This is a genomic window from Paenibacillus sp. sgz302190 (assembly GCF_059820445.1).
The window spans coordinates 627208-639725 of the sequence record NZ_JBZYAO010000001.1 but is presented as its reverse complement, the minus strand read 5'-3'; the positions used below and the strand labels follow the sequence as shown (position 1 = coordinate 639725).

Below are 12518 nucleotides of genomic sequence, written 5' to 3'. Positions count from 1 at the left end.
CAGCTCCTTTGCAAATTTTTTTTATATATTATGTTGGATGTTGGCCGTATGGAATATCGTTTCATCAAAATTCCCATGCGTTTTTCAATTTATGGAATGAAGCCAAACATCCTGATCATATATAAAAGTAAACAGAAAGGAAGCTAATGGAGGGCTGCTCATGAGTGATGGATTTGTCGGTCGATCTTTGGATGAAATCCGTTTTTGGTCCCGGATTATGAAGGAACATTCGTTTTTCTTGAGCTTGGGATTTCGCCAAGAGGATACTCAACTCATCCAGGAGGCTCACCATTTTTATCATATTTTTGAAGGAATCGAAGCACAGTCGCATGCTTTGGATGAACATACGGATCCGACGACGATCCTGCAGTTTAATACGGAAGTACATACGGCTGCATCGCATATATGGGCTTTTAAAAGAAAAATATTGGGGCTTATCCTAACCTGCCAACTGCCGGGGCAAACGAATTTTCCGCTATTGGTGGATCATACCAGCAGGGAAGCGAATTATTTCCGCAATCGGCTGGAAGAATTAAACCAAGGCAATCTTGAACCGCTGCAAGATGCCATTATTGATGAAAATGTGTTCTTCCTGCGGATCATGGCCGACCATGCGAAGTTCATCGGCCACTTGTTGGATCCGTCCGAGCGAAAACTTGTCGATCAAGCACGCGATTTTAGCCATGATTTCGATCAATTATTGTTTCAAGCCAGGGATTTATCCTCCATGCGGCCTCAGTCCCAGACAGATCCATTGTTAAACCAATTCCTTGATCAGAACAGGGTATCCGTAAAATCTTTGCGCGATTTCAAAAAGACGGCCAGAGATTTAATCGACCAATGTAAAATAAAAAGCATTATTCATCCGCTATTGGCGGATCATGTATTCCGCGAGGCGGAGCGGTTTTTGGAAATAATTGAGATGTTTGAAAGGTCGTTAGCAGGGGAAAGCATTGCCGGCGGCAATTAAAAGCGTTAGAAAAGAAGAGCTATGCTTAGGCTTGGCACACCCTTCGGTAGAAGGGTTTCTTTTTTTGCCCAAAAACGTCCCTGGTAGGGTGATAGAGCGAAAATCAGCGAAAGTGCAGGCTGCCCCAAACCCCCACGTTAGAGGAGAAAGCCGTAATCTGCCCGTCTGCACGAAGAAAACCTGCAAAAATACATGAATTTGCGCCCGTGATCGCTGTACACGAAGAATTCCTGCAAAAGTGCAGGCTTTTCAGCGGGGACATGGGCTCAGGTTCACTTTCAGCGAAAATTCCTGCACTTTTGCAGGCTTTTCGCCAAAATAAGCCAATTACAGGGAAAAACCCTGCACTTTCGCAGGTTTTCTCCCTAGCAAGCTGATTTCTGCCCATTCGTGCAATTCCACGACCTGCACCGGGTGAGGCACGCGCTCAGAAAAAGCGGCTGTCCCCCAAATTAGTCACACTCGTTCCCCTAACCCTCACAGAGTGTCGCGATTGCCAAGCGAGGCTGGGAACGTCTAAGCCGCCAACCGGAAAGGAAGCCTATTCAACGAGTGACATCCCTATTCGATTCAGGGTTAGATGGAAATGGGGGACAGCGTTTTTCCCGTTTCGAGCAAACTTTTCAAGTTGCTTAGGCCGGCCGGCCATCCGTTGTTCAATCCTTCGAACGTATCCTCTTTATCCAGCAAGTCGGCGGGCAGCAGGTTTTCGTGCTTAAGCGTTAATTTTACAGCTTCTTTCATCGGTCTCAGCTCAAAAGTGACCCGTGACGGCTGCTTGCGGACGATTGGATCATTCACGTAATTCCACGTAAAGGAAAGCAATCGATGCGGTTCGCACTTCAGGATAATTCCGTGATCGGAGACTTCTCCGTTACGGGAATAGGTGATGCTTGAGCCTTCCTGCCAATCGGACTGAACATCGCTTCCAAAGAAATACTTTTTGGTAAAATCGCCGCTTGTCAGAGCTTCCCACAGTTTTTCCGGTGTCGTGGCGATGTAAGTAACATAAACAAAGGTCGTATCAGTCATTTTTATTCTCCTCCAGCTTTTCTTTAAGTTCGCGCAAAGCATCGATCCGCTGCCGCTCATACTTTCCAATCCAGCGATCGTAAATTTCCCCGATAGGGGCGGCGTTCAAATCATGCAGTTTATTTCGTCCTTGCCATTCAACGGCAACTATTATATGCAGCCTTTTGGGTGCATGTCAAGGCGGCAGAACGAGGCTTTAGACCTATCCAGAACGCAGTATAATTTGCCGATATATGGAAAGAAGAATGAGAGGATAGAGGTGCGATATATGCCTAAAGGATTTTTTTCACAGGGAGTTATGGTGCTCTTGTCGGAGGCCGTTTCGATCCGCAAAATAGAAGAGATGCTTAATCGGCGGTTCGAAATTGTAAGTATAAAGGAAACCTATGAGGAGTGGGTGTTCGGCGGCCCCAGCCTGCTTGTTCCATACCGTCCGGAAGTCAACGGGTATATTCAGGTTGACGTCGTCGACAGGCCCTGGCCGGACGACATGGGCGACCCGTCGGAGGAGGCCATGATATTCGGGGCCTGGTCAATGGGCTTTTTCGGGCCTTATACGTTCCCGAACAATTTGGAGCGCGCGGCCCAGCAGGCGTGGGGATATCCCGAAGGACGGCAGGCTTGCGCCGATCACGAGGCGTTCATCCGCATCCGCTCCACGTATACGTTTGGTCAAATGGACGATCAAGCGCCGCTTTTGCCTGAGGATTATGAATCGCTTCCTGAGCTTTTGGCCGTGACCGACATCGCCGGTGTTCTGCTTCAACTGCCCGAAGCGCTTTGCTATTTCAACCCGAGCGGGGAGTGCCTCGCTTCTACAGAGATGTTTCATGAACTGCATGAACGCTATGAACAGACGGCGCTGCCTCCGCTGGAACTGTGGTCCAATGTCAGGATGTTTAACATTCCCAGCGATGAAAACTGGCTGTTGATGGATTCGGTCGGCATGCTTCAATTGGATGTGACCGATCATGAGGCGATTTTTCATCGTCATGTTTACGACCCTGCCGAAGTCGCCAACTTTCTAAGAAACATATCGAATTATGTATACGAGAGCGGCCCCGTTATTAAAAATGGCGATACGACAGACGGGCCGGGCGGGGTCCGTTGGCAGGGCGTTTTGGCGGAGGAAGGATTGGCGGGACCGCCGCGCGAAGTAATCCGATGGTATCCGATGGACGGCAGGGAACGCCCGGCAATGCCGGAATGACCGACCGTTTTCCTGCCAATGCGGGAGAGGAATTTTTTAGAATGTAGCAATTAAGAAGAAATCTTGCCCCTGTGTTTATGATAATATGAGTGCATAACATTGCTAAGAAGGGTGAGGAAATCATGAGAACCGAAATATCAAGGGGCAGGCTCTGGACGGCGCGAATCATGAGCTGGCTGGTTATTTTGTTTATGCTGTTCGATAGCATTTTTAAGTTCATTCAACCCGTACCCGTTGTAGAAGGCACAGTTGCTCTCGGCTATGCCGAGCACCATATCGCCGTAATTGGCATACTCGGGCTGATTTCTACCATTCTGTACGCCGTTCCTCGTACATCTTTTCTGGGTGCGCTGCTGCTGACCGCTTATTTTGGCGGGGTGGTTGCCACGCATATTCGAATGGACGCGCCGCTTTTTACGCATATTTTATTTCCGGTATATTTTGCTGTCCTGGCTTGGGGTGGAGTTTGGCTGAGAGACGAGCGCGTGCGCAAACTCATTCCATTTCGCAGCAAATGATCGGTTAAGCGTGCGAACTTTCGTACATTGACATTTTCGGGTTTCATAACTAATATTAAGAGAGTTTCTCACAACTTCATATTTTGGAAATAGGTGTAGTTAAAGTTTGTATCTAAGCTTTAATCGCTTAAAAGGGAAGTCCGGTTTAATTCCGGCACGGACCCGCCACTGTACATGAGGTTCAGCCATGCCGGCTGATTTCTTTCGGAAAAGCCACTGGGCCATAAACCCGGGAAGGTCCGGAAGTCATACTCTTAGTCAGGAGACCTGCCTGTTTCAACATCACTGTTAGATCTACGGGATATTAGGGAGGTGGTTGGATGTGCTCATTTGTAAAATGTCTAAGTCCATGAACCCCTTCATGCTGAAGCGGTTTTAGCCGTTGTCTAGCCATGTACGCGTATAAAAAGCATTTCCGACTGCTTGTCTTGGGTCGGGTGTGCTTTTTTTGTTTTTTACTAAAAGGGGGATGCAAGATGAGAACAATGGAAAACAGATTTTCGCTGATTAAATGGGGAGTGATTGCAGCGGTTGTGCTTTCGCTGGCGGGATGTTCTACGCAGGACAAAACGAGCGGAACGGACACAAAGCAATCGTCCCCAGCCAAAAAGCTGACCGTAGCTTACACGTGGAAGCCTTCCGGCGTAGACCCCCACGGAGCGGACAGTTGGGACGTTATGCGTTCCGGCGCCGGTGAAACACTGGTTCGTCTCAACGAAAAGTTGGAGCCCGCTCCTTGGCTGGCCAAAGAGTGGAAGCAGGAAGATCCGACGACATGGGTGTTTAAACTGCAGGAAAACGCCACTTTTCATAGCGGAAAGGCGATGGATGCGGAAAGTGTCAAAAGCTCGCTGCAGCGCTCGATTGAGAAGAGCCATTTAGCCAAAGATTTGCTGCAGCTGAAATCCGTGGAGGTCGTCGCGCCGCATGAATTGAAAATCGTAACGGACAAGCCGAATGCCGCATTGGTATCTAATTTGGCAGATCCGTCCACGATTATCGTGGATACGGCGTCGATGGATGCGAAAAACGGTTACCCCGCCATGACGGGGGCGTTTAAAATCAAACAGTTTAACAAAGACGATTCGCTTGTCGTCGAGAGATATCCGAATTACTGGGGAGAACCGGCCTTACTGTCCGAAGTCACGATGAAATTCGTAACGGATGGCAATGCCCGTTTGATGGCGCTGCAGTCGGGCCAGGCGGATGTCGCGACCGATATTCCGATCGACAGTGCGGCCTTGTTGGAAAAGGACAACAAGACCAAGGTGCTGTCGGCTCCGTCGCTTCGGACACACATGATGCTTTTTAATATGAAATCCCTCTTGTTCCAGGATGCGGCTAACCGGAGGGCGGTAGATCAATCGATTCCGCGGGAGGCTATTGCAGGTACGGTTATGAAGGGTTACGGCACTGCAGCAAAAGGCCCATTTCCAAGCGTACTTCCGTTTGGTAAAGTAGAACGTGCGGCGCAAAACCTCACTGTCGGGCAATTGCTGACACAGGGCGGCTGGCAGAAAAATGCGCAAGGGATTTGGGAAAAACAGGGGAAACCGTTCGAGGCGACACTGTTAACTTTTCCGCAGCGGCCGGAGCTGTCCGTCATGGCCGAGGTCATCCAAAGCCAGTTATTAAAAGAAGGCATTAAGATCAACATTCGCAAAGTGGAAAATATCGATGACGCTTTGCTGAAGGATGATTGGGATTTATCGATGTACAGCATGTTAACGGCGCATACAGGCGAACCGCAATATTTTTTGAACACGTTCTACCGGTCGAATAGCGAGTCCAACGTCAGCCGGTACGTGTCGCAGCCGTTGGAACAGATTCTGGATCAACTTCTTTTGGCGTCGGATCCGGCCCAAAGAAATCAATTGGCCGTACAAGCCCAGGAAATTGTGAACACCGATCTGCCGCAGTCGTTTATCGTTCATCCCAATAATGTATTTGGCGCTAAAAAAGGCGTGCAAGGATTTACTCCTCATCCGATCGAGTACTATTACATTCATTCTAAAGTCGATATGACGGAATAACAGGTGAAGCATTCAATGATTCGCTTTTGGTTGGAACGTGTGGCCCAACTCGTCATCGTTATATTTATGGTTTCTACTTTGACTTTCATTTTGATGCGAGTATCTCCCGGAGACCCGGCTGCCATCCTGCTGAAGGCGCACGATGTGCCCGCTTCCCCGGAAGCGTTGGCGTCATTGCGCCGGCAGCTGGGGCTCACGGATTCGCTATGGATGCAGTACATCCATTGGCTGCGCGACGTTTTCACATGGCAGTGGGGTCAATCTTACGTTTCCAAAGAACCGGTACTGGATGAACTCGTCAAAAGGTTGCCCGCAACTTTAGAATTGGCTGCAGCCGGATTTGTCATCGTGGTATTCCTTACTTTTGGCTTGGGAATTACGACAGCTATTTTTTCCAACGGATGGCTGGATCGAACCGGCAGGTTTTTGGCGCTTGCGGGGTCTGTTCTTCCTTCGTTTTTGCTCGGCTTTCTTTTGATCTATTTGTTCTCCGTCCGGCTCGGCTGGTTTCCCTCCATGGGCCGCAGCGGCGCGTCCAATCTGGTTTTACCCGCAGTTACGCTCGGTCTTGGACTAGGTACTATGTATGCACGTGTTTTGCGCGCGAATATGTTGAAATTGCACGATATGCCATTTATTAAAGCTGCCAAAGCGAGAGGGCTGTCCAGAAGCCGTATTTTTATATTTCATGTGCTTAAACATGCGGTGCTGCCTCTTTTGACGATCATGGGTACGAATTTTGCGTTTATGCTGGGCGGCAATGTCATTGTCGAAACGATATTTGCCTGGCCGGGTTTGGGCAAATATTTGATTGACGCGATTGCATTTAGAGACTATCCGGTCATTCAGGGGTATGTGATCTTCGCGACTTTCCTGATCGTGTCGATTCATTTGCTGGTGGAGGCTGTACAAGTTTCTCTGGACCCGCGGCTGTCGGCCCAATAGGGGAGGGGAAACACGGATTGAATACAACATGGTCCACTTTCAACGGGAGTCTACTAACCGGAATTGGGTTGTTGACGGTTATCGTCATCATCGGGGCGGCCGCGCCCTGGCTCGCTCCTCACGATCCGCTGCAAATTGATCTATTGAACCGGCTGGCCGCCCCCAGCCTGGAATACCCTTTCGGTACCGATCATTTGGGACGCTGCGTATTGTCGCGAACGATGTACGGCATACGAACGACTGTAACGGTTGCGTGTATGATTATGGTGTTTACGGTATGCATCAGCTTGCCTATCGGTCTTTTCATCGGGTATTTGCGCGGTCGAACGGACCGCATTTTGATGCGTGCGGTTGACGGCATGCTTGCCATTCCCGACATGGTGATCACGGTTGCGGCCGTCGGCATTCTAGGCCCGAGTCTGACGAATATGGTTGCAGCTGTCATTATGGTTCGCTGGGCAACCTATGTTCGTTTTATTCGCACCCTCGTTCAAAAAGCTTGCCGCGAAGATTATATTTTGTATGCGCGTCTGTCGGGCAATTCGCACTTTCGCATTATGAGGCGCTATATTTTTCCGAAAATCGTTTCCCCGCTCGCCGCATTCGGCGCATGGGATATGGGGAGGGTCGTACTCATGATTGCCGGTCTTTCGTTTCTCGGTCTCGGCGCGCAGCCGCCGACACCCGAATGGGGAGTCATGCTGCACGATGCGACGGCATATTTCCAATTGGCTCCGCATGTCATGCTGTTTCCGGGGCTGGCGATTATGCTGTTTGTATGGGCTTGCCAGCTTATGGGAGACCGTTCCGAAAGAGGTGCAGCGTGACAGCGAACCGGAAATCTTTGTTAAGTGTCGAGAAGTTAACGATTTCACACATGGCATCCGATCCGCCAAAACCGCTTGTCCGGGAAGTATCGTTTCAATTATATCCGGGTGAAATTGTCGCGCTTACAGGGCCGAGCGGGTGCGGCAAAAGTTTGACTGCACACGCGATCGTCGGGTTGTTGGAACCGGAATTGAAAGTAACGAGGGGCCAGATGATGTATAACGGTCAAAATATCGCCGGCAACGATGACCGAGGATGGCAAAAGCTCCGCCGGGAAGAAATTGCCCTGCTGATCCAACACTCGTTGAACGGGCTGAATCCGATCCTGACGGTAAAAAAACAGATGACGGAAACTTTGCGGCACAGGAAAACGTACTTAAAAAAAGATATCGAACCTTACCTGTGCGAGCTTCTGAGACAAGTCGGCTTTTCGGACCCGAAGCATATTTTATCCGCCTATCCTTTTGAATTGAGCGGGGGGATGTGTCAAAGGGTGCTGGTGGCCATGATGTTAAGTTTGAGGCCTAAACTATTGATTGCCGACGAACCGACAACGGCCCTTGATGCGATTAACAGGGACAAGGTGTTGACCTTGTTCAAACAGTTGAGAGACGATTACGCGCTGACCATCCTGCTGATTTCGCACGATAGGCAAAGCGTGAGGCGGATTTCGGATCGCGTTATCCAAATGAAACCGGAAGGAATCCTTCAATGACCAAGCTGGAATTGCGGCAGGTGACAAAGTCATATCCGATTAGAACGAGGCATCGATCGCGCTTTAAGGCACAGACAACCGGCGTCCAGGCGGTGAAGCAGGTTGACTTGATTTTGCATAAGGAAGAATGCCTAGGTTTAATCGGGGAAAGCGGCAGCGGCAAAAGCACGCTCGCCAAATTAATTATGCGGCTGGAGCCGGTATCTTCGGGGCAAATCCTGCTTGACGGGCAGCCGATTTCCGGCAAATCGACGAACGATCTCGATATTTACAGGCGTATTCAACTGGTGCTGCAGGATTCGTCTTCCTCTTTGCATCCGGGCATGACGGTGAGTGAAATTTTGGAAGAACCGATCTGCAATTATTTTCCGGAAGAAAAAGCAAATGTTCAAGAGCGGTGCTCAGACCTATTAAAGCTCGTCGATCTCGATGACTCGTATTTATCCAAGCATCCGCATCAATTAAGCGGCGGACAGAAGCAGCGCGTATGTATCGCCAGAGCGTTGGCCGTACGGCCCGAAACGATCATTTTTGACGAATCCGTCGCAAGCCTGGACCCATCGTCGCAAACTTCCATGCTGCAAATGTTAAAACGCGTGCAAAAGCAAGCACAACTATCTTATTTGTTTATTACGCATGATCTTATTTCCGCCCGATCGTTCTGCGACCGGGTTGCTGTCATGTATCAGGGAGAAATTGTGGAGACATTCACGGATTGGGACGACTCGCATTTTAAACATCCTTATACACGTTTGTTGTTCCAATCGATATTTGCATGAACCGGAGGGGAGCCGAATGAACTTGCTGTTAAAAGATTACGAAATCAGGGAAATCGAATTGGAGGAGGCGGCTGCGGCGGTGGATTTCGCTATGAGGATCCGCAGAGAAGTTTTTCCCATGCTGGATCCCTATACGCTGCCGTCCGATTTGGCGGATTTTCAAAACGTATATGACCGGTCGGAGAAGGCTGCATTTCTCGCGGCTTTCGATAAAGACGGTGCGATTGCCGCAACAGCGGCATTTTTGCGTTATGACGATCGCATTCAAGACATGAAAGGCCGTTATTCATCCCGGAAGACGGCGGAATTGGTGAAATGCTACGTGAAACCGGAGCTGAGACACCAGGGGCTGGGCACCGAATTAGTAAGGGAAACGCTCCAGCTCGCCCGCGCCAAAGGGTATGAGACCATGTACCTGCACACGCATCGTTTTTTGCCGGGAGCGGTACGTTTTTGGGAGAAGCAGGGATTTGTGCTGCGTCTGGAGTCATTTGATTCTTATGAAACGGTGCATATGGATAAGAGTTTGAACAATTGCGCGATTTGATTCGTCATTATACAATCAAACATATCGATTTCATTCGAATGGAGAGGAATACATATGTCCGAAACTAAGCTGGTTATTGGCTATGACGATTATGAAGATGGCGTGAAAATAACGCAATTGATTGAACAATTGGCAGAGGGCCCGCAAAGCAAAGAGCTGGAAAGCTTAATTATCGGCGATTGGGGCGGCTCTTACGAGAACGATTCCGCTTCTGTCGTGGAGACGCTTGTCCGGTTAAAGGACAGCTTTCCGAAGCTGCGCAAGCTGTTTATCGGCGATATGGAGTTTGACGAATGCGAAGTGTCCTGGATCAGGCAATCCAATGTGGCGCCGCTGTTAACCGCTTATCCGGAGCTTCGCTCGCTGATCATTAAAGGAAGTACGGAGCTGGAGCTGACCCCGGCCAGCCACGAGAAGCTGGAAGAACTGGTCATTATTTGCGGCGGCCTTGGCAAAAATGTGCTTGACAGCATCGCGCAGGGCCATTTTCCTCGGCTGAAAAAGCTGGAGCTGTATCTCGGCGTGGAAGGGTACGGATTCGACGGGAACCTGGAGGATGTACTACGGGTGGCCCAGCCCGGCAAATTCCCTGAACTGACTTATTTGGGCTTAAAAGACAGCGAAATTCAGGATGAGATTGCGATCGCACTCGCCGAGGCTCCGATTTTGGACCAATTGCACACGCTGGATTTATCCCAGGGAACGCTGTCGGATGCCGGGGCGGAGGCGCTGCTGAACAGCGAGCGGGTGAAAAAGCTGCAATTTCTTGATTTAAGCTACCATTATATGTCCGAAGAAATGATGGAGCGCTGGAAGCAATCCGGATTGAATGTCGATATTAGCGACGTCCAGGATGCGTCTGATGACGATTACCGTTATCCGTCCTTAACGGAATAGCCATGGAGCCGATGATCGTAATCGGCAATCCGGATAACCGGCGAACGGCGGGATTGCAGGAAGCCCGGCAAAAACTCGGGCTTCCGCCTGCGCACGTTGTATCGTATCTGGAGCTGCTGCGGGGAGAGCACGCGCTTGCCAAAGCTGCGGAGCAGTTCGCCCGGCAAGGGGACAGCTCCCCGCTGCTGCGCATCGATGCGCCCGGCGAGCATTTCGAGGTGGAGCGCGAAATCATCGCGCTGGGGGCGCCGGACGCCATGGCGGAATGGCGCGATGACCGCCTGCTGCCCTTCGGCGGCAGACCCGATCGCCAGCCCGTCTCGATGAAAGCCGCGCTGGTGATCAAGGAGCAGAGAGGGCGCATCTATCATCCCTCGCAATGGTTTCGCGGCTTCGGACGGCTGCTCGCCCGGCTTGAGCGCGAGGCGCAGGAGCTGTGGTCTGCGCCCCGCTGGTTGAATGCGCCTGCCGATATCGCAGGCATGTTCGACAAGCGGCAGACTCACCGGACGCTGACGGAAGCCGGCGTCCCCGTGCCACGGCTGCTTGCGCCCGCGGAGGCGCTTGCCGATTACGAGGCGCTGCGGGCTGAGATGCTGGAGGGGCGGATGCACCGCGTATTCGTGAAGCTGGCCGCCGGTTCAGGCGCCTGCGGCGTGGTGGCTTACCAGCTCAATCCGCGGACTGGCGAAGAGCTTGCCGTTACTACGATCGGCGTGGAAAATTATATCGCCACGCCGCCCGTCTATTATAACGCCGTCAAGCCGCGCCGCTACAGCGACCCGGCAACGATAAGACAGGTGCTGAACTGGCTGCTTCAGCACGGAGCGCATGTCGAGCAGTGGATCGCGAAAGCTTCCGTCGGGGGACGGGCGTTCGACATCCGGCAGTTGGTGGTCGCAGGCGAGGCATGCCACAGTGTAGCGCGGGTGAGCCGTACGCCGATCACCAATCTGCATTTGCGGAGCGAACGGATGAGGCTTGACGAGGTCGGACTCTCGGCCGATGTGCAGCAAGCTGTGCGGGAATGCGCGGAGCGGGCGTTGTCCGCGTTCCCGCATTCCCGGGTAGCGGGGATCGACGTTCTGCTGCGCAGCGGCACGCTGACGCCTTTTGTGGCGGATGTGAATCCGTTCGGCGATCTGTTATACCGCGTGCTGCACAAGGGCTATGATACATACACTTGGGAACTGAAGCGGCTGACGGCTGTTTCGATCGAGAATGAAGCGGTTCAAAGCAGGAAGGTGACAACGACTTGATGGATATGAACCGGATTGTGGGCAGCCACGACATCCTGATGATTACGCTGGATACGCTGCGCTACGATGCCGCGGTGCTGGAGGAGGCAAACTGCCCGAATTTGTGCGGCGGCGGACACTGGGAGAAGCGGCATACGCCGGGCAGCTTCACTTATGCGGCGCATCACGCTTTTTTTGGCGGATTTTTGCCGACTCCCGCCACCACGAACAAAGCCGAGCACATCCGGCTGTTTCATTCCAAGCATACCGGACTGAAGACACATCCTCGCACATGGCTGTTCGATGCACCGGACATCGTGTCCGGGCTGGCGGCCGAAGGCTACACGACCGTCTGCATAGGCGGCGTCATCTTTTTCACGAAGAAAGTGCCTTTGGCGCGCGTGCTGCCGGGATATTTTCAGCACAGCTACTGGCGCATGACATTCGGAGTGACCAATCCGCGCTCCACCGAGCACCAGGTCAACCATGCGATAAAGCTGCTCAGCGGAATTTCCGAGGATGAGCGGTTGTTTTTGTTTTTGAACGTTTCGGCCATTCATGGACCGAACCATTATTATGTGCCGGGCGCCCGGAAAGATTCGGTGGAGACGCAGCGTGCGGCGCTGCGCTATGTCGACGGGCAGCTCGGCCGTTTGTTCACGGCGATGAGCGCCCGCAAGCGCCCGGTTTTGTGTCTTGCGTTCTCCGATCACGGAACGGCTTATGGAGAAGATGGATACGAAGGGCACCGGCTGGCTCATGAGGTCGTCTGGACCGTGCCTTACCGCGAATTTATTTTGTAGATT

Annotated in this window: 13 protein-coding genes and 1 riboswitch; of the genes, 12 read left to right on the top strand and 1 reads right to left on the bottom strand. The window is 51.6% G+C overall.

Translation table 11 applies throughout. The annotated features are described in order from the left end of the window. The first annotated feature begins 160 nt into the window (after window positions 1–160). Window positions 161–970: a DUF2935 domain-containing protein gene (locus AC6RNO_RS02740; RefSeq protein WP_497104451.1), complete on the top strand. Its 810-nt coding sequence runs from the start codon at window positions 161–163 to the stop codon at window positions 968–970. A gap of 576 nt (window positions 971–1546) precedes the next feature. Here the strand turns inward: AC6RNO_RS02740 and AC6RNO_RS02735 are convergent. Then, the gene (locus AC6RNO_RS02735; protein WP_497104449.1) at window positions 1547–2002 is read right to left on the bottom strand and encodes an SRPBCC domain-containing protein; all 456 of its coding nucleotides are present in this window, start codon (window positions 2000–2002) and stop codon (window positions 1547–1549) included. A 268-nt stretch (window positions 2003–2270) separates the two neighbouring features. Here AC6RNO_RS02735 and AC6RNO_RS02730 point away from each other — a divergent pair, with 268 nt between their 5' ends. The 11 genes from AC6RNO_RS02730 to AC6RNO_RS02680 all read left to right on the top strand — a co-directional run bounded on the left by AC6RNO_RS02730 (window position 2271) and on the right by AC6RNO_RS02680 (window position 12515). Beyond that, window positions 2271–3212, top strand: coding sequence for a DUF4261 domain-containing protein (locus AC6RNO_RS02730; protein WP_497104448.1), 942 nt, complete (start codon window positions 2271–2273; stop codon window positions 3210–3212). Window positions 3213–3334: 122 nt separating this feature from the next. Next, a complete protein-coding gene (locus AC6RNO_RS02725; protein WP_474683112.1) occupies window positions 3335–3730 on the top strand; it encodes a DoxX family protein in 396 nt (131 codons plus the stop codon). A gap of 74 nt (window positions 3731–3804) precedes the next feature. Beyond that, window positions 3805–4019: riboswitch (cobalamin riboswitch) on the top strand. A gap of 187 nt (window positions 4020–4206) precedes the next feature. After that, complete coding sequence (locus AC6RNO_RS02720; RefSeq protein WP_497104447.1) at window positions 4207–5763, top strand: ABC transporter substrate-binding protein; 1557 nt, start codon at window positions 4207–4209, stop codon at window positions 5761–5763. 15 nt (window positions 5764–5778) lie between these two features. Next, window positions 5779–6708, top strand: coding sequence for a nickel ABC transporter permease (nikB, locus tag AC6RNO_RS02715; RefSeq protein ID WP_497104446.1), 930 nt, complete (start codon window positions 5779–5781; stop codon window positions 6706–6708). 17 nt (window positions 6709–6725) lie between these two features. Beyond that, entirely contained in the window at window positions 6726–7535 is an 810-nt protein-coding gene (locus AC6RNO_RS02710; protein WP_497104445.1) for an ABC transporter permease subunit, read from the top strand. Beyond that, window positions 7532–8251, top strand: coding sequence for an ATP-binding cassette domain-containing protein (locus tag AC6RNO_RS02705; RefSeq protein WP_497104444.1), 720 nt, complete (start codon window positions 7532–7534; stop codon window positions 8249–8251). The genes AC6RNO_RS02710 and AC6RNO_RS02705 overlap by 4 nt, the downstream gene beginning before the upstream one ends. Further along, a complete protein-coding gene (locus tag AC6RNO_RS02700) occupies window positions 8248–9030 on the top strand; it encodes an ATP-binding cassette domain-containing protein (RefSeq protein ID WP_497104443.1) in 783 nt (260 codons plus the stop codon). Before AC6RNO_RS02705 ends, AC6RNO_RS02700 begins: the two co-directional genes overlap by 4 nt. Before the next feature lie 16 nt (window positions 9031–9046). Further along, a complete protein-coding gene (locus AC6RNO_RS02695) occupies window positions 9047–9577 on the top strand; it encodes a GNAT family N-acetyltransferase (protein ID WP_497104442.1) in 531 nt (176 codons plus the stop codon). A 54-nt stretch (window positions 9578–9631) separates the two neighbouring features. Beyond that, on the top strand, window positions 9632–10474 hold the full coding sequence (locus AC6RNO_RS02690) for an STM4015 family protein (protein ID WP_497104441.1): 843 nt from the start codon (window positions 9632–9634) through the stop codon (window positions 10472–10474). 2 nt (window positions 10475–10476) lie between these two features. Then, a complete protein-coding gene (locus AC6RNO_RS02685) occupies window positions 10477–11733 on the top strand; it encodes an STM4014 family protein (protein ID WP_497104440.1) in 1257 nt (418 codons plus the stop codon). Next, window positions 11730–12515: an STM4013/SEN3800 family hydrolase gene (locus tag AC6RNO_RS02680; RefSeq protein WP_474683103.1), complete on the top strand. Its 786-nt coding sequence runs from the start codon at window positions 11730–11732 to the stop codon at window positions 12513–12515. Before AC6RNO_RS02685 ends, AC6RNO_RS02680 begins: the two co-directional genes overlap by 4 nt. Window positions 12516–12518: the final 3 nt, after the last annotated feature.